The sequence below is a fragment of the Streptomyces xinghaiensis S187 genome, from assembly GCF_000220705.2.
GTDB classification, from domain to species: Bacteria; Actinomycetota; Actinomycetes; order Streptomycetales; family Streptomycetaceae; genus Streptomyces; species Streptomyces xinghaiensis.
On the sequence record NZ_CP023202.1, the window covers coordinates 5323704 to 5340179 of the forward strand.

The following is a 16476-nucleotide window of genomic DNA, read 5'->3' on the forward strand; positions in this document are numbered from 1 at the left end:
CCACGCCCGCCGCATCCCCGTCTCCGTCCCCGCCCGGCACCGGCCCGGGCCCGGTCCTCGTCGCCAGCGATCTCGACCGCACCCTGATCTACTCCGCGGCCGCCCTCGCCCTCGACATGGCCGACGCCCTCGCCCCGCGCCTCCTCTGCGTCGAGGTGTACGAGCACAAGCCGCTCTCCTACCTCACCGAGACCGCCGCCGGGCTCCTCGAACACCTGGCGCGCGAGGCCGTGTTCGTTCCCTCCACCACCCGGACCCGGGCGCAGTACGGCCGCATCCGCCTCCCCGGGCCCCCGGCCCCGTACGCCGTCTGCGCCAACGGCGGGCATCTGCTCGTCGACGGGGAGTCCGACCCCGGCTGGCAGCGCCGGGTGCGCCGCACGCTCGACGAGGGCTGCGCCCCGCTCGCCTCCGTACGCGAGCACCTGCTGCGCTCGGCCGACCCGGAGTGGCTGCTCAAGGAGCGGGTCGCCGAGGACCTCTTCGCCTATCTGGTGGTCGACCGCGCGCTGCTGCCCGACGCCTGGGTCAAGGACCTCGCGGACTGGGCCGACGGGCGGGGCTGGACGGTCTCGCTCCAGGGCCGCAAGATCTACGCCGTGCCGAAGCCGCTCACCAAGAGCGCGGCCGTCGCCGAGGTGGCTCGGCGCACCGGCGCCTCCCGGGTGCTCACCGCGGGCGACTCGCTCCTCGACGCCGACCTCCTGCGCGCCGGCGACCAGGGCTGGCGCCCCGGCCACGGCGAACTGGCCGACACCGGCTGGACCGCGCCGCACGTCACGGCGCTCGCCGAGCGGGGCGTGGTGGCGGGCGAGGCGATTCTGCGGTCCCTGGTGCGGGCGGTGGCGGCGTGAACGAGGATGGCGCCATGGCTGATACGAACACCACCACGGGGGCGGCGCGCGAAGCGGGGAAGCGCAGCCCGCTCGACCCGGACCAGGTCACCCCGCTCACCCCCGAGCTCTACGACTACGTCCTGCGCCACAACCCGCAACTGGACCGGGTGCGGCGGGAACTCGTCGACACCACCTACGAGAAGCTGGGCGGCCGGGCCCGGATGCAGGTCTCCGAGGAGCAGGGGCCGCTGCTGGCCTTTCTGGCGAAGCTCGTCGGAGCCCGGCTGATCGTCGAGGTCGGCACGTTCACGGGGATGTCGGCGTTGTGGATGGCGGAGGCCCTGCCGGCCGGCGGCAAGGTGATCACCTGCGACGTCTCGGAGGAGTGGACGGCGTACGGGCGCGAGGCCTGGGCGAAGGCGGGCGTCGCCGACCGCGTCGACCTGCGCATCGGCCCGGCCCTGGACACCCTGCGCGCCCTGCCGGCCGATCTGGGGATCGACCTGGCCTTCATCGACGCGGACAAGGAGAACAACGGCCGCTACTGGGAGGAACTGGTGCCGCGGCTGCGCCCGGGCGGGCTGATCGTCGTGGACAACGTCTTCTTCCACGGCGAGGTGACGGACCCGCGGGCCACGGGCGGCGGCGGGGCCACCCGGGAGTTCAACGAGCGGGTGCTGGCCGACGACCGGGTGGAGTCGGTGATGCTGACGGTCGCCGACGGCCTGACCCTGGCCCGCAAGCGCTGAGCCCCGGCCGGGCGGGTACCGGGCCGGGCGGGTGCCGGGCCGTGCGGGACCGCCCGGCGCCCGTTCCGGCGGTCCCGGATCAGCCGCAGCAGCCGCCACCGCAGCAGCCGCCCCCACCACCGGAGGGCGCGGCGGGCGCGGTGGGGGCGGAACCGGAGGCCGTGCCTCCGACCGCCACGGTGGAGAGCAGCTTGACGGTGTCCTCATGGCCCTCCGGGCAGACGGCCGGAGCGGAGGACTCGGCCATCGGACGGCTCAGTTCAAAGGTGTCGCCGCAGGACCGGCAGCGGTACTCGTAACGGGGCATGCGGCCAGGTTAACCGCCCGCCGGACGCGGCGGGGCGGGCGCCCGGCTCACCGCCGGAGGCGTCTCAGCGGCCCGCGCCCAGTTCCTCGCGGATGGCGCTGACGACGCGCGCGACCGTGCGCCGTACCGCCTCCGTCTCCAGCAGGAAATGCCACCAGTCGGGATGCCGCCCCTCCAGCCCGGCCACCGCGCGCTCCAGGCGCGCCACCGCGTCGTCCAGCGGGCGCGCGTGCCGGGGGTCGGGGGTGTCGCGGCCGGCCATCGCCAGGCGCTGCGCGTCGCGGATGGCGAAACGGGTGCGCTCGGTCTCCTTTGAAGGGTCGGCGGAGACCTCGTCCAGCCGGCGCAGCCGGTCACCGGCCGCCGAGACGGCCTCGTCGGCCTCGTTGAGCAGGGCCCGTACCGTGCCGAGCCGGGCCGTGGCGTCCGGCCAGCGCTGTTCGCGCCGGGCCTCCTGGGCCTCGCGGAGCTTCTCCTGCGCCTGTGCGACGGCCCGCCCGGCCTCCTCCGGCACCGGCTGGAGGTCCTGCCAGCAGGCCGCGCTGTAGCGGCGGCGGAGCTCGCTGAGGACCGGGCCGACGCCCTCCGTGCGGGTGGTGATCGCCTCGGCGCGGGTGCGCAGGGTGACCAGGCGCCGGTCGATCTCGGCCGCCCGGGCGGGCAGTTGCTCGGCCTCGCTGCGTATCGCCTCGGCCTTGCGCAGCACGTCGTCCGCGCGCCGCAGGGTGTCCTGGACGCCGTGCTGCCCGGCGCCCTGGTTGAGCTTGGTCAGCTCGGGGGAGAGGGCGGCGAGGCGGGCGGCGAGATCGTCGGCCCCGAGACCGGAGGCCCGTACGGAGTCGAGCGCCCCGGTGGCGGCGAGCAGGGCCTGCCGGGCGCGTTCCACGGCGGGGGCGAGGCGGGCGAGCTGGGTCTCGGCCTTGTCGAGGAGCGGGGTCAGACCGCTCGCGAAGCGGTCGAGCTCCGCCTTCGTCCGCAGAAGGTCGTCCCGGGCCCGGTCGAGATCGGCGCGGGCGCGGGAGGCGGTGGCGGAGTCGAGGTCGTCGCGGTCGAGGTCGTGGGCGTCGACGGCGTTGATGTAGCGGTGGCTGACCTCGTCGATGCGCTGCCCGAGGGTCCGGAAGCCGTCGGCGGCGCGGCGGGCGGGTGGCGAGCTGTCCACGGCGACGATGGTCTCGATGGAGATGCGCAGATCGCGCTGGGCGGAGTCGAGCTCGTAGAAGGCGGCAGCGGCGGCGTCCTTGGCGGTCTGGGCCTGCGCACGCTGGTCGTCGCGCCCGCCGCCGAACCAGCGCCGGGTGCCGCCGCCGGAGAAGGCGAGCGGCGCGGCGGCCGCGAGGAGGGGCAGGAGCGGGAGCGGCAGCAGGACGAGCCCGAGGAACGGCCGGAACGGGCCGCCGCTGGGCGGAAGGCGGTGGTGTGCCGGCCGTCCGTACGGCTGCGCAGGTCTCGCCGTCACATCCCTCTCCCGTGCCGCGTCCGCCCTGTCCGGCAGATCACTGCCGGGTAGGAACATTGTCCCACCAGGGGTGAACGAATACACGGCCCGATTCGTTCGCGATCTCGGGGGCGCCGGCTGCCTACTCGGCGGTGCGGACGGTGATGTCCCCGTTGTCGCTGCGGACGGTGATCCGGTGCTTGCTCGCGGTGTCGCGCGGGACCGTGACGTCCGTGTCCCCGTTGCCGGCCTTGGCGTCCACCCGGTACGAGGCGCGCGGCAGACCGACGGAGACGGAGCCGTTGTCGCTGGTGACGTCCACCTGGTCCGGCACCCGCGTGAACCCGAGCTCCACCGCCCCGTTGCCGGTTTCGGCGGACACCCGGCGCGCGGCGACACCGATCGCCTTGACCTTGCCGTTGTCGCTCTTGAGCTCCAGCGGTCCCCGGGCGTTCTCGACCCGCACCGATCCGTTGTCGGAGCGGAGCTTGAGCGCGGTGGCGAAGCCGGTGGCGGTGACTTTCCCGTTGTCCCCGTCGACGGTCACGGCGACATCGCGCGGCACCTCCACCCGGTGCCGGGAGCCGCAGTTGTCGATCAGACCTTCGCAGCGGACGCCGATCCGGAGGGTGTCCCCCTCCATCTCCCAGAACTCCTCGACGTCCCCGCCGACGGCCGTCCACCCGCTGAACCACCGGGTGACCCGGACGTCCTCGACCTCGGCGGGCACCAGCTCGACCGAGGTGTTCTCCGCGTCGATCTTCAGGACCTCCCCGCCGAGGGAGAACGCCCGCCGCTCGGGCGTCTCGTCGTCGCCGGCGTCACCACCGCACCCGGCAGCGCCCACGACCAGAACGGCCGCGCCCACGGCGGCGAGCAGTCCCCGCCTGCGGCGGCGCGAAGGGGTGCGGGACGGGGGCGGAAGACGGCGGTGAGGCATCACGATGAACTCCGAACGGGCCGGTGGAACTCCGGGTGGAAGGGTCACTACGAACCGTAGGGACCCGTCCCGCCCCGAACGATCCGGCCGCCCACCCGATCCGGGGTGGGGCCACCCCCCGTACCCGCCCTCCCGCACCGGGCGCCGGTCCGAACCGGCCCCGGGCGAGCCCCCGCCCCGCCCCTGTCAAGGGCTCGGGCCCGCTACCGTCACGTTTATGGGCAGAAGCGATGGGCCATGTAGTCTGTCCAATCGTTCCCGAGGGCGCATAGCTCAGTGGTAGAGCGCTGCTCTTACAAAGCAGATGTCGGCGGTTCGAACCCGTCTGCGCCCACCAGCAAGAAGACCCCCGGCCGATCATGGCCGGGGGTCTTCTCCATCCACTCCTGACATCAGCGGGCTTGATCAGCCGGTGTTCGCAGCCTCCGCCGGACAGGTCTCCACACTGTCCGACGCGTGCCGGAAACTCACGGGGTCATGATCACTCGGGCCCAGGCAGCTCAGCCCGAAGCGATGGCACCGACCTACGAATCTGCGCTTGAGCTGAGATGGAGACGATTGGGGAACTCGTCACTCTTCGCGCGAACGTAGAATCGCCGACGCCACTGAGGGTAAGTCTCTCCGTTGAGCGACAGGACCCACTCGTAGAGCCCGGGGTCAAGTACCAGTCCAGGCGACATGTCGACGATCATGGCCGCACCGCCGTGCAGCCCCGGCGGGCGCTCGAAGGCCGGCGGCACTTTGATCTGATTCTGGATCACCAACTCCCGATCAGAATCGTTACTCAAGGTGACTAGCTGCCCCTCGGAATCAACGAGCTTCAGCTCGGTCTCCAACGGGCGTTCACTGTCCTCGGGGGCGACGCGGGCCACAGCTATGATGACGAAGGCGGGCAACGGGGATGGACCAATGACCTCCCAGCCGAGGCCTAGAGCATTGATGTGGCCGCTGACATCAATGTTTGCGGCCCGGGCAAGGGCGAGCGTGACGTCCATAGATCACCGGGAGATTAGCTGCGGCCGAAGCCACGAAGTGGACGAAGGGGACGTGGTGGGGCCGGCATCGACGTCTTGGGCTTCCTCGGTGTGTGCAACCTCAAGATCTCGGAGCGAGTCCCACGCCACATCGAGGTAAACGAGTCCGGCCCGGTCATTGATACGGGCCACTGTCGCGAAACCCTCAATCTCATCGTCGGGCTCGAACACGAGAACCAGACCACCGACGCGGAGACGATGTGGGAAGCGACTGCGGCGAACCCGGACCAGACCATCTTCGGTGATGGCGTTGAAGTTCACTGGGACGCGGTTGAGCGCAGGTGGAGCGAAGGTGACGAGGAAGTGCGCTAGCGCCATGCTGGGTTCCTCCTGGCCTCACTGAAGCAGTCGTCGAAACGCTCGATCACCTCGGCTGTGAGCCTGGGGCCGAGAAGGGCGTCATAGTGGTAAGGATCCGGCGGTGACGCTACCAATGTAAAGCCCGCTTCCAGCAGTACGCCCACCGGAGCGGACCGGTAAAACTTGACCCTCCGAAATTTACCGAACAGGCGTGCGACAAGATCGTCAGGGCCCTCCCCCTCCTCCAGCGGCCCGGCGAAGACGCTCAGCTGATAGCTCTCACTCATGTCTCCCGCGTCCTCGCGCTCACGCTTCTCGTCCTCGGCCTCCTCCATGACCCGTTCCACGGTCTTGCGCTTCCCCTCACGCATGACCAGGGACTCAAGAGGGGGCGGTTGTCCAGGGGTGCGCACGAGAGAGGCCTAGCTGGAAGTGGTGTATAGCGCATAAATGGCCAAAAGTGTTACGCGCGACGGTAGTTGATACCTTGCGGTGAGAGGGTGGGCGCCTGCTTCCGGCGGCTCGTCAATGGCAGGCCTGCTGGAGGGTGCGAGGGCGCCGGAAGGTGTGCAGTGGGACTGGGTCACGGGGCCAAGCTATTGCGCCGAAAGGTCGCTTATACGGCAATGCGCATACTTGGACAGAATTGATAGATTCTGAACGCGGTGCCCCAGGCCCCGGGGCGTTGGGCATGCGGTTCATGAGCGGCGCCGACGGAAGAGTTGGAATGCCACGTGCATGCCGAGTGGGCCCGCCTCGACCTTCCGCTTTCCTGCATCTGTCGGCCTGCGCGTACGCGGACGGATGGGTTCGCGGCTCCTCGGCAAGGGAGGCCGGGAAGATCGCCGTCCTCGCCCTGCGGCAGTCCCCGCCCAGAGCCGCTGCACCGGCCTCCTGAAGCCGCACAAGGCTTGATTTCACTGTAGAAGCCGCTTTGGTGATCTTCTCGGGTCATTCGTCCGGATGCGGGCATCCGCCGGCCGGATGACACTGAGGAAAGTGCCTGTCCCCAGAGATCAGGGAGACCCACGATGATCCAGAAGCTGCACGAGAAGGGCCTGCGCAGCGAACACGCGTACACCGCAGGCTTCCTGTCCATCGGCCTCTCCGTCGCCGCCTGGGCCGCGTCACTCAAGGCAGAACCGGGGCTCGGACTCGATCGCGCCGACCGGTGGGGCATCTTCGTCGGCGAATGGGCCCCCACATTCTTCGGCGTCGGGCTGGCGCTCTCCCACTACGAGCAGCAGGAGGGCACCCTCACCGCCGACGTGCGCGACTTCCGTCGGGAAAGGGAACGCCAGGCCATGTGACGCGACCGCCCGTCCCGTAGGCCATGTGGGACGGGCGCGGCGATACGGCGGTCGGGGCGGCCGGCGGATGCCGGATTTGTGCCGGATCGAGCGGTGGGCCGCGGTCGATCGGGCCGCGCGTGCAGGTGTGAGCGCCCTCGGGCCGGCCCAATGCCCCGAAACCCGCTGATGGCCGGCGCGGACCGTTCTGCGATGGGTGCCGAACCTGCGCGGCGGAACTCGGCGCTGCGAACCCGGCTGTGCCCGTCTGGGCCCACCGGCCAGAAGACCCCCGGCCGACGGCCGGGGGTCTTCTCCCGGCGCATCGGTGAGAGCGGCTCGACCTCAATGGCCGCTCCACCGGCCCCGGTCCGCCGCCGCGTCATGACCGGTTCGAGGTCCGGTCACTGCACGGCGGTATGAAGTCCCCGTTGCTTGCTCTCCTCGCGGAACCGGGGCCGAACTCCTCTACGCGGTCGTGCGCCTGCGGGCGAGCTCCCTGATGTCCTCCGGCAGCGCGCCGACGGCCGGCAGCCGTGGCAGCAGGCCCGGTTCGCGTGTCACCGCGCGGAAGACGAGCGCGACGGTCGCCTCGTGATCGGGGCGGTGCACGATGTCCACCGGATCGGTGGCGCGGATGTCCCCGGGCTCGATCACGCGGAGATACGCACCCGGCAGCGCGGCCTCGGTGAACCGCCCGATCCAGCCGTCGCGCTCCAGCCAGCCCTGGAATGTCGCGCACGGGATCCGGGGGCACGACACCTCCAGGACGACGTCCGGCCCGACGCGCCAACGTTCGCCGATCAGCGCGCCGTTGACGTCGAGGCCGGCGGTCGTGAGGTTCTCCCCGAAGGCGCCGTTCGCGAGCGGCCTGCCCAACTCGGCTTCCCAGCCGTCGAGATCCTCGCGGGCATACGCGTAGACGGCCTGGTCGGGGCCGCCGTGGTGTTTCACGTCGTAGACCCGGTCGCCGGCCAGACCGACCGCGCCGGTGCCCTTGGGGCCGGGGGCCGCGACGGCGACCGGGCCCTCGACGGGCCGCTTGTCGATTCCGGTCGCGCTGAGACCCTTCCAGGGGTTGGCGCGGGGCTTGCCGACATTGACGGAGAGCAGCTTCATCCGGGCGACGGTACGGTTCGTCGCCCCTGGGCGCGACACCTTTCCCGGGCACCGCTCCCGCCCCCTGCCGCACCGCGGCGTCTCAGCGGAAGGCTTTGGCGAGGCGGAGCAGTCCCTCGCGGATCTCCTCCGGGGTGTGGGCCGTGAACGACATCCGCAGCGTCGCCCGGTCCGGCGGGCCCGCGAAGAACGGGGCGCCGGGGACGTAGGCCACGTCGTGGGCCACGGCTTCGCGGAGGCGGGCCGTCGCGTCGTGGCCGCCGGGGAGGCGGACCCAGAGGAACATGCCGCCGTCGGGACGGTTCCAGGTGCTGCCAGCCGGAAGGGCGGCCGGGAGGCCGTCGAGCAGGGCGTCGCGGCGGGCGCGGTAGGCGGCGCGGATACGCGCCAGATGGGCGTCCAGGTCGGCGTCGGCCAGGTAACGTGCCGCGGCCGCCTGGTCGATGGTGGAGGAGTGCAGGTCGAGGGCCTGCTTGGCGATCACGCAGGCCCGGCGCAGCGCAGCGGGGGCGCGGAGCCAGCCGAGCCGGAGGCCCGGGGCCATGATCTTGGAGAAGCTGCCGAGCAGGACGGTGCGGTCGGCGGCCGCACCGAGGGACGCGATCCACGGCACGGAGCTGCCCTCGAACCGCAGTTCGCCGTAGGGGTCGTCCTCCACGATCCACAGGCCGTGGCGCCGCGCGGTGCCGGCGACGGCCTGCCGGCGGTCGGCGGGCAGCGTGCGGCCGGTGGGGTTCTGGAAGGTGGGGACGAGGTAGAGCAGCTTCGGCCGCTCGCGGGCCACCAGCTCCTCCAGCGCGTCCGGGTCGGCGCCGTCCTCGTCGGAGGGCACCGGCACCACCCGCGCGCCCGCGAGGGCGAAGCACTGCAGCGCCGCCAGGTAGGTGGGGTCCTCGACGAGCACGGTGTCCCCGGGCTCCAGCAGTGTCGTCGCGAGGAGCGTCAGCGCCTGCTGGGAGCCGGCCGTGATCAGCAGGTCGTCCGGCCCGGTCGGCAGTCCGCGGACTCCGAGCCGGGCCGCGACCGCCGTGCGCAGCGCCGGGTCGCCCTCGGTCGTCGAGTACTGCAGGACGCGCTGCGGCGCCTCGGCCAGGACGCGGTCGTACGCGGCCCGCAGCCCTTCGGCGTCGAAGAGCTCCGGTGCCGGCAGCCCGCCCGCGAACGAGATCACCTCGGGCCGTGCGGTGAGCGCGAGGATGTCGCGCACGGGCGACGAGCCGACCGAGGCGGCACGGCGGGCGAGGGCGGGGGGCTGGGCCGCTGGGGCTGCTGGGCTCGTCATGGCCGAAGCCTAGGGAAGACCGGTGGTGTGTCCATCTACTTTCCGGTATGTGGGCACCGTCCGTGCGCCGGCCGCCGGGCGGGCGGGACTCCCTGCCGCGGAATGGGTCCGGAAGACCCATGTGCCGGACCGGGGCGCGGGCTACGGTCGCGCAGGTGGGGGAGTGGTGAGGACGAAGAGCGAGGAGAGACGGTCCCGGTGAACCGCCGACGCGATCTGCCACTGGTGTACTCCTGTTCCGGATGCTCCAGCGCCGCCCAGATGACGAACTGGCTCGCCGTTCAGCTCGACCGGCGCGGGATCGCCGAGATGTCCTGCATCGCGGGCGTCGGCGGTGATGTGCCGAGTCTGGTACGGAAGGCCACGAGCGGGCGCCCCGTCATCGCCATCGACGGGTGTGTGCTGCAGTGCGCCCGGAACTGCCTGGCCCGGCACGGGGTGACGCCCACCGTGCACCACCTCCTCAGCGATGACGGGGTGCGCAAGCGGCTCGGCGAGGACTTCGACCCGGAGCAGGCCGAGCGGGTGCTGACCGGCCTGGTCGACCGTCTCGCCACGGCACCCGTGGAACGGAGGGAACGCGATGCGCACGGTGGGTGAGCCGGCCGGTGGCGTCCGGGCCGGACGGACGGGGAGCCCCGCGGCTGCGGCTCCCGGAGGACCGGGTCACGCGGCCGCGGCCCGGAGGGGTGCGGCGCCGGAGGCCCCGGGCCCGGCGGGGGCGGCCCCGGCGAGGTCCGCCCCGGTGGGTGCGGCCCGGGCCGGGGCGTCCACGACGGCGTCCGCCCCGGCGCGTGGCCGGCCCCGGCGCAAGAAGCGCGGGCAGTGGGTGCCACCGCAGCACGGCGCGTGGGCGATGCTGCTCCTGCCGTACCTGGCCGGACTGCTGTCCGCCGGGTTCGCCTGGCCGGACCTGCCGCTGCTCGTCGCGTGGACCGGCGGCTACCTGCTGTCGTACTTCGCCCTGCTCGCCGTGAAGACGCGCCGGCCCGCCCGGTACCGCGACCAGCTCCTCGCCTACGGGCTGACGACCCTGGCCGCCGGAGCCGTCGTCCTCGCGGCACGCCCCCAACTCATCCTTTACGCACCCGTGTTCGCCCTGGCGCTCGCGGTCAACGGCTTCTTCGCCTCCCGCCGCGACGACCGTGCCCTGGCGAACGGGCTGGTCTCCGCGGCGGCCGCGACACTCATCCTCCCCGTCGTGGCGAGTGTCGCGGGCGGCTCCCCGTGGGACGCCGGCGGGACGTTCACCGTCGTCCTGCTCTACCTCGCCGGGACCGTCCTGTTCGTCAAGAGCTGCATCCGCGAGCGGGAGAACAAGGCCATGTTCGCCGCCTCCGCCGCCTTCCACGCGGCCGCGCTGGCGGTGGCGGCCTGGATCGCCCCGGTGTACGCCGTGGCGTTCGGCTGGTACCTGGTCCGTGCCGCGGGGCTTCCGCGCCGCCGGATGACTCCGCTGCAGCTCGGCCTGGTGGAGATCGTCAGCTCGCTCCTGCTCCTGGTGTCCGTGGCCCTCGCGGCCTGACGTGCCGGACGGTCCGTCAGGCCCGTCCGGCACGGGGCCCGTACGCCCCGCCGTCGCCCCGGTCCGCTCAGGAGTCCGCGGCGGTCAGGAGGACGGCGGCGTCCAGGGGCAGCGGGTCCGGGGTGAAGCGGATGCCCAGGGCGGCGATGACGTCGGCGATGGGGTTGGCGATCCAGTAGGCGCCGTCGGTGCGGCCGGCGAAGAGCAGGCCCACCGCGCGGTTGCGGTCGTCGACCGTCAGGCTTCCCGAGTCGCCGCCCGCGACGACCGGGGCGCCGTCCTCGGACGCCACGGTGAACTGCCCGCGGAACAGCCGGCCGCCGACCGTCACGTCGAGACCGACCGCGTCGATGATGCCGCCCGTGACGCCCGTGGTGCGCCCCGACTTCCGGGCCCGCATCCCCAGCGCCGCCGCGCCGACGCCGCTGACCAGCCCGATGCCCGCGATGGCGTCGGAGAGGAAGCGGTTGCCGTCGAGGACGGCCACGGCGGCGTCCACCCGGTCGGTGTCGGCGTACCGGAGCAGGCGGGCGACGGTGTCCCGGGGCGCCGTGCCGCCGTCGAACGGGCCCGGCTGGACGATCTCCTCGCCGGCGGCGCAGTCCGGCACCCCGCACAGCACATGCCAGTTGCTGAGCAGGAGCTGCGAGCCCCCGCCGGTCGCGTCGTACACCGCCGCGCCCAGCGTGCCGGCCGTAACGCGCAGACCCGCGACGCTCGTCCCGGGGACGGCGAAGGGGAAGTGGCGGGCCCTCCTGCGCTCCGGTGGCAGCGGCGGGGCGCCGTTGCGGAGGAGGGTGAACTCGCCCTCCACGACATCGACGGTGACGCCCTCCAGTTCGCGGGGCAGGACCTCCGACGCGCGGAGTTCTGCCTCGGGCACCTTGCGGCTCACGAAGACGCGGACGCACGGCTCGGACAGGCGCCGGCCCGCCCGCATCCGCAGGCCGACGCCCACTCCCGTGACGTTGGGGTAGGTCATGAGGCGGGCGGCGAACCGCTCCTTGACCACGTCGATGCGGTGGTCGTGGGGGATGGGGCCGTCCGGCGGCCCTTCCTCCCGGGCGCCCCCCTCCTCGCGCTCCCCGGGGATCACGGGGGCGCCTGCACGGTGACGCGGGTGATGTAGGCGCTGTCGTCGCCGTGCAGGAGTTTGACGCGCAGGCCCCGGGCCAGGGCCAGGGAGAGCTCGGTGGTGAAGAGGGCCACGGGGCCCTCGGACCGGTCACCGAACCAGATGATCAGCAGTTCGTTGGTCGGAGTGCCCTCCTCCCGCCGGATGTTCACGAACCCGAAGCCGTCGGAGAGCTTGAGCTCTTCCACCCGGCCCACTGTGTCCACGACGGCCATGTCCGCCTCACTCCCCGCAGATCACGGAGACGCCGGTGCCACCGGACGCCTTCCGCAGCAGACGGGCGGCCAGGTCGGCGTCGCCCAGTACGCGCAGCCGCCCCCCGGTGAAGGCGTCGAGCGGCGACAGACGGCCGTCGGCGATCTCCCACCAGGCATCCTCGCGGGTGACGAGCTCGACATCGGGCGGGCCGGGCACCGCGCCGCCCTCCACCACCCGGTACTTGCGCTTGGCCGGCACCAGCGTCCACTGCCGGCCCCCTCCGCTCCCGGACTCGGCGCGGTCCGCGCCGCCCGGGCCGGTCCCGCCGGTTCCGGCGGGGGCGAGGAGGGTGAAGCGGACGACGGCCTGTTCGCCGCTCTCGCTCAGCAGGTCGGCCAGCCGGTGGAAGGTCTGCCCCACGTCGGCCTGCCGTACTGCGGTCAGCGGGCGGAGCTTGGCGTATGCGGTCATGGGCCCCTCGGAAGTCGTCGTACTGGCCGGGCACTCCGTCCCACATTGCGGGGGTGCGCGCGGGGCCACCAGCCCTCGCACGCGGAATTCACCCGGCCGAGTGGCCGGCGGACGCCGCGGGGTGACGTGTGGCCCGGTGCGCGGAGGCACGGGGCACCGGACTCGCGGCGTGGCGCCGTCGCGTGCGTGCGGGTGGGCGGGCTCGGGTGAGGCGCCCGGGGGACGGACCGGGGACGGACCGGGGAGCGGGGCCGGCGGTCAGGGCTGGGGAGCGGCCGCGCGGTCCAGGTCCAGGTCCAGGTGGGGGAGGTGGTGCCCGAAGCGTTCGCGCTTGGTGACCAGGTACGCCAGGTTCTCCTCGCGCGGCGGGATCAGCAGCGGGACCTGTTCGGCGATCCTGATGCCGTGGCGGAGCAGGGCGTCGCGCTTGAGGGGGTTGTTGGACATCAGGCGGACGGAGCGCACCCCCAGATCGTGCAGCATCTCCGCCGCCACCCGGTAGTCGCGGGCGTCGGCCGGGAGACCGAGGGCGAGGTTCGCCTCCACGGTGTCGAGGCCCTCCGCTTGCAGGGCCATCGCCTTGAGCTTGGCCAGCAGGCCGATGCCGCGCCCCTCGTGGCCCTGGAGGTAGATGAGAACGCCCCTGCCCTCGGCCACGATGGCGCGGAGCGCGGCGGAGAGCTGGTCTCCGCACTCGCAGTGCTTCGAACCGAAGGCGTCTCCGGTCAGGCACTCCGAATGCAGGCGGGTGAGGGCGCCCTCGCCCTCGATATCGCCGTATACCAGCGCTATTTGTTCGTCGCCGCGAATGCGGTCCAGGTAGCCGACGGCGAGGAATTCGCCGTGCTCGGTGGAAAGCCGGACGTGTGCCACGCGTTCGACACCCGGAGCGAGAGCACTGTCGCGGAGCGCGACATCACTGTCTGTCATGGCTCGATCCTATCGGTAAGACCCTGGCGGTGGAATCGGAAACGGTGAGAAAGTATCAACTGGTTTTGTTGTTCGTCACGTTCGGTCGTTGGGTTCGTGATTTCCGCGTAGGCTGCTCGGGTTGACGGCGTGCGGTGGGTGTTCCGTGTGCTCCGGGTCCGTCCCGGACGGCGGTTCCGCCGCGGCCGTGTGTGTCGGAGAAATACTGAAAGGGCCGGGAAACATGAGTGGTTCGGGGACGGGGCTGCCGGCTTCGGGGCTGTTGCCGCTGGACACGACGGAGGACGTGGGGAGCCGCGGAGCCGCCGTCGCCGTGCTCCCCATCGGGAGTTTCGAGCAGCACGGCCGCTTTCTTCCGCTGGTCACGGACACGGTGGTGGCCTGTGCCGTCGCCGGGGAGATCGCGGCAGCGCACCCGGTACGGCTGCTGCCGCCGGTGACGGTCTCCTGCTCGCACGAGCACGCCGACTGGCCCGGGACGGTGAGCATTTCCGCCGCCACGCTCTACGCCGTCGTGAAGGACATCGCGGAATCCCTCCGCCGTTCCGGGGTCACGAATCTCGTCCTGGTGAATGGGCACGGCGGAAACTATGTGCTGCGCAACGTCGTTCAGGAGTCCGCCGGCAGCGGAACCCGCATGGCGCTTTTCCCGGGGTCGGGCGACTGGGACGCCGCACGCGAGCGGGCGGGTGTGGTGACCTCCTCGCGCAGCGATATGCACGCGGGCGAAGTGGAGACCTCCATCCTGCTGCATGCGCATCCGGAGCTCGTGCGCCCCGGATATGAGACCTCTGATTGGCTCTCCGACGACCGTCAGCATTTGCTCACTCTCGGTATGCGGCCTTACACCGGTTCCGGTGTGATCGGCCGGCCCTCAATGGCTTCGGCGGAGAAAGGGAAGCAATTGCTGGCCGGACTGGTGGATTCCTTCGGGGAATACCTTTCCGTGCTGGGCGCGGCGGAACGGGTTCCGGAGCCCGCGCGGCCGGAGCCGGACCGGTCCGGGCCCCGGTCCGGTGACGGCGCCGGGCGGGGGGCGCTGTGAACGCGGGGGACGCGGGCCGCGGCGCGGAGCGCGGCGGAGAGCCGGGTGCGGGTGCGGGTGTGCTCGGCGCATCAGAAGCCTGGGAGCGGTTGTGCGGGGTCCGGAGCGAGGCGGACGCCGAAGCCGCCGGACTGGTCGCGGACGCGGACGGCCGGCGCCGCTGGCCGCACGCCTCGCCCGGGGCGGCCCTCCTCGCCGAGCGCTATCTGTCCCTCTGCCTCGCCGGCCCCCGCTTCACCTTCGCGCAACTGGGGCAGAGCCTGGACGGGTTCATCGCCAGCCGCACCGGCGACGCCGACTACGTCACCGGCGAGGAGGACCGGGAGCATCTGCACCGCCTGCGCGCGCTCGCCGACGCGGTGGTCGTCGGCTCCGGCACCGCCGCCGCGGACGATCCCCGGCTGACGGTCCGCGCCTGCGCGGGCACCAACCCGGTACGGGTCGTCCTCGATCCGCACCGCCGTGTGCCGCCGGGACTCCGGGTGTTCCAGGACGGCGAGGCGCCGACCCTGTGGGTGGTGGGCGCCGGCGACGGCGAGCACGGGCGGCACGGCGGGCACGGGCGGCACGGCGGGCCCGGCGGCGCGGGCGGCGGCGGCCGGGTGGACGTGCTCGTCCTCCCGGACAGCGCCGCGTTCGCCCCCCGCCGCCTGGTGCACGAGCTCGCGCGGCGCGGGCTCGGCCGCGTCCTGGTCGAGGGCGGCGGGGTCACCGTGTCGCGCTTCCTCCACGAGGAGGCGCTGCACCGGCTCTACGTCACCGTGGCGCCGGTCCTCCTCGGGGACGGCGTCCCGGGGCTCCGGTTCACCGGCCCGGAGCTGATGCGCGACGCGCTCCGCCCGCCGGTCCGGCGAGCCGTCCTCGGCGAGGACACCCTCTTCGAACTCGACCTGCGGGCGCCGCAGCCCGGCGCACCACTGGGCCAGCAGCACACCGACACCGGGCAGGCTCGCGGCGAAGGACAGCAGTCCGTAGACGACGGCGACGGTCAGGCCCTGGGCGGCGCCCAGGCCCGCGGCACCGAACGCCCACGCGGTGACGCCCTCCCGGGGACCCCAGCCGGCGACGTTCAGCGGTAGCGCCATCGCGAGCAGCGCCAGCACCATCAGGGGCAGCAGCTCGGCCGCCGGGGCCGTCGCTCCGGCGGCCCGGGCCGCCAGCAGGAACATGCCCAGATAGCCGGCCAGGACGACGGCCGACGAGACCACCACGCCCGGCCAGCTGCGGCGGGCCAGCAGCCCGAGGCGCGCCTCGGCCAGCGTGGTGCGCAGGGCGCGGGCCCAGCGTGAGCCGTGCGGCCCCGCGGGGGAAGCTCCGTCCGGGTTTCCCTCCGGGGCGCGGCCCGGCCGCAGGCGGCGCCGGAGGACGAGCAGCAGGACCGCCGCACCGGCCGCGGAGAGCGCCGGCGGGACGCCCGGTGCCGTGACCAGGCGCCAGACGGACCGCCCCGCCTCCGCCAGTGCCGCGGACGGCTGCGCGATCAGCAGCGCCACGCCCACCGCCACCAGCACGCCCTGCCCGGCGCACCGTTCGAGGACGACCGCGCGGACGCCCCGGCCGACGTCGCCGGAGCTGCGCCCGTGCCGCACCGCGCGGTGCACATCGCCCAGGACACCGCCGGGCAGCGCCGCGTTGAGGAACAGCGAGCGGTAGTAGTCGGCGACCGCGCGGCCCAGCTTGAGCCGGATGCCCAGGCCCCTGGCCACCAGGCACCAGCGCCAGGCGCTGAACACGGTGGTCAGCAGGCCCAGGCCGAGCGCGGCCAGCAGCGTGACGGCGTCGAGCCGCCGCACGCCGTCCAGGAAGGCGCCGGTCCCCAGCTGCCACAGCAGGACGGCGAGGATGGCGAGACCGCCGATCATGCCGAGGCGGTTCCGG

General features: G+C 72.9%; 18 protein-coding genes, 1 tRNA gene and 2 pseudogenes. 9 read left to right on the forward strand and 12 right to left on the reverse strand.

Annotation, left to right across the window (positions count from 1 at the left end; all coding sequences use genetic code 11):
* Positions 1 to 83: 83 nt before the first annotated feature.
* Together SXIN_RS22680 and SXIN_RS22685 are read left to right on the forward strand one after the other, a co-directional pair.
* Complete coding sequence (locus SXIN_RS22680) at positions 84 to 854, forward strand: HAD family hydrolase (protein ID WP_050930843.1); 771 nt, start codon at positions 84 to 86, stop codon at positions 852 to 854.
* A 14-nt stretch (positions 855 to 868) separates the two neighbouring features.
* Positions 869 to 1585 (forward strand): O-methyltransferase, encoded by a 717-nt coding sequence (locus tag SXIN_RS22685; RefSeq protein ID WP_019709251.1) that lies wholly within the window; start codon positions 869 to 871, stop codon positions 1583 to 1585.
* A gap of 79 nt (positions 1586 to 1664) precedes the next feature.
* Here SXIN_RS22685 and SXIN_RS22690 read toward each other — a convergent pair whose 3' ends face one another.
* From SXIN_RS22690 to SXIN_RS22700, 3 genes are all read right to left on the reverse strand, one after another.
* Complete coding sequence (locus SXIN_RS22690) at positions 1665 to 1892, reverse strand: FmdB family zinc ribbon protein (RefSeq protein ID WP_039821471.1); 228 nt, start codon at positions 1890 to 1892, stop codon at positions 1665 to 1667.
* Positions 1893 to 1956: 64 nt separating this feature from the next.
* Complete coding sequence (locus SXIN_RS22695) at positions 1957 to 3351, reverse strand: hypothetical protein (protein WP_019709253.1); 1395 nt, start codon at positions 3349 to 3351, stop codon at positions 1957 to 1959.
* Between the two features lie 121 nt (positions 3352 to 3472).
* Complete coding sequence (locus SXIN_RS22700; RefSeq protein ID WP_095757438.1) at positions 3473 to 4270, reverse strand: DUF4097 family beta strand repeat-containing protein; 798 nt, start codon at positions 4268 to 4270, stop codon at positions 3473 to 3475.
* A 262-nt stretch (positions 4271 to 4532) separates the two neighbouring features.
* Here SXIN_RS22700 and SXIN_RS22705 point away from each other — a divergent pair.
* Positions 4533 to 4607: transfer RNA gene (locus SXIN_RS22705), tRNA-Val, on the forward strand.
* A 187-nt stretch (positions 4608 to 4794) separates the two neighbouring features.
* On the opposite strand, the gene SXIN_RS22710 is transcribed toward SXIN_RS22705, so the two are convergent.
* A complete protein-coding gene (locus SXIN_RS22710) occupies positions 4795 to 5265 on the reverse strand; it encodes a DUF6941 family protein (protein WP_019709255.1) in 471 nt (156 codons plus the stop codon).
* 90 nt (positions 5266 to 5355) lie between these two features.
* Here SXIN_RS22710 and SXIN_RS22715 point away from each other — a divergent pair, with 90 nt between their 5' ends.
* On the forward strand, positions 5356 to 5616 hold the full coding sequence (locus tag SXIN_RS22715; protein WP_157916329.1) for a hypothetical protein: 261 nt from the start codon (positions 5356 to 5358) through the stop codon (positions 5614 to 5616).
* Here SXIN_RS22715 and SXIN_RS22720 read toward each other — a convergent pair.
* Positions 5613 to 5939, reverse strand: coding sequence for a hypothetical protein (locus SXIN_RS22720; protein WP_157916330.1), 327 nt, complete (start codon positions 5937 to 5939; stop codon positions 5613 to 5615). The two genes, SXIN_RS22715 and SXIN_RS22720, sit on opposite strands and share 4 nt — an antisense overlap.
* Positions 5940 to 6635: 696 nt before the next feature.
* On the opposite strand from SXIN_RS22720, the gene SXIN_RS22725 reads away from it, so the two are divergent.
* Positions 6636 to 6914 (forward strand): hypothetical protein, encoded by a 279-nt coding sequence (locus tag SXIN_RS22725; protein ID WP_019709258.1) that lies wholly within the window; start codon positions 6636 to 6638, stop codon positions 6912 to 6914.
* A gap of 447 nt (positions 6915 to 7361) precedes the next feature.
* Here the strand turns inward: SXIN_RS22725 and SXIN_RS22730 are convergent, their stop codons facing one another.
* Positions 7362 to 8012 (reverse strand): MOSC domain-containing protein, encoded by a 651-nt coding sequence (locus SXIN_RS22730; protein ID WP_019709259.1) that lies wholly within the window; start codon positions 8010 to 8012, stop codon positions 7362 to 7364.
* A gap of 82 nt (positions 8013 to 8094) precedes the next feature.
* Positions 8095 to 9294: an aminotransferase-like domain-containing protein gene (locus SXIN_RS22735; RefSeq protein WP_039821472.1), complete on the reverse strand. Its 1200-nt coding sequence runs from the start codon at positions 9292 to 9294 to the stop codon at positions 8095 to 8097.
* A 198-nt stretch (positions 9295 to 9492) separates the two neighbouring features.
* Between SXIN_RS22735 and SXIN_RS22740 the strand changes: the two genes are divergently transcribed.
* The gene (locus SXIN_RS22740; RefSeq protein WP_019709261.1) at positions 9493 to 9894 is read left to right on the forward strand and encodes a putative zinc-binding protein; all 402 of its coding nucleotides are present in this window, start codon (positions 9493 to 9495) and stop codon (positions 9892 to 9894) included.
* Between the two features lie 229 nt (positions 9895 to 10123).
* The gene (locus SXIN_RS22745) at positions 10124 to 10819 is read left to right on the forward strand and encodes a YwiC-like family protein (RefSeq protein WP_050930856.1); all 696 of its coding nucleotides are present in this window, start codon (positions 10124 to 10126) and stop codon (positions 10817 to 10819) included.
* 67 nt (positions 10820 to 10886) lie between these two features.
* Here the strand turns inward: SXIN_RS22745 and SXIN_RS22750 are convergent, their stop codons facing one another.
* The 4 genes from SXIN_RS22750 to ribA all read right to left on the reverse strand — a co-directional run bounded on the left by SXIN_RS22750 (position 10887) and on the right by ribA (position 13553).
* Positions 10887 to 11915, reverse strand: coding sequence for a chymotrypsin family serine protease (locus SXIN_RS22750; protein ID WP_019709263.1), 1029 nt, complete (start codon positions 11913 to 11915; stop codon positions 10887 to 10889).
* On the reverse strand, positions 11912 to 12169 hold the full coding sequence (locus SXIN_RS22755; protein ID WP_019709264.1) for a hypothetical protein: 258 nt from the start codon (positions 12167 to 12169) through the stop codon (positions 11912 to 11914). Before SXIN_RS22755 ends, SXIN_RS22750 begins: the two co-directional genes overlap by 4 nt.
* Positions 12170 to 12176: 7 nt before the next feature.
* Positions 12177 to 12623: an SCP2 sterol-binding domain-containing protein gene (locus tag SXIN_RS22760; protein ID WP_019709265.1), complete on the reverse strand. Its 447-nt coding sequence runs from the start codon at positions 12621 to 12623 to the stop codon at positions 12177 to 12179.
* A 258-nt stretch (positions 12624 to 12881) separates the two neighbouring features.
* Positions 12882 to 13553, reverse strand: a complete 672-nt coding sequence (ribA, locus tag SXIN_RS22765; protein WP_019709266.1) for a GTP cyclohydrolase II — start codon at positions 13551 to 13553, stop codon at positions 12882 to 12884.
* A 223-nt stretch (positions 13554 to 13776) separates the two neighbouring features.
* Between ribA and SXIN_RS22770 the strand changes: the two genes are divergently transcribed.
* Together SXIN_RS22770 and SXIN_RS32450 are read left to right on the forward strand one after the other, a co-directional pair.
* Entirely contained in the window at positions 13777 to 14598 is an 822-nt protein-coding gene (locus tag SXIN_RS22770; protein WP_095757440.1) for a creatininase family protein, read from the forward strand.
* 59 nt (positions 14599 to 14657) lie between these two features.
* Positions 14658 to 15329: pseudogene (locus SXIN_RS32450) on the forward strand (RibD family protein); the annotation flags it as partial.
* A 168-nt stretch (positions 15330 to 15497) separates the two neighbouring features.
* On the opposite strand, the pseudogene SXIN_RS32455 reads toward SXIN_RS32450, so the two are convergent.
* A pseudogene (locus tag SXIN_RS32455) lies at positions 15498 to 16460 on the reverse strand (lysylphosphatidylglycerol synthase domain-containing protein); the annotation flags it as partial.
* Positions 16461 to 16476: the final 16 nt, after the last annotated feature.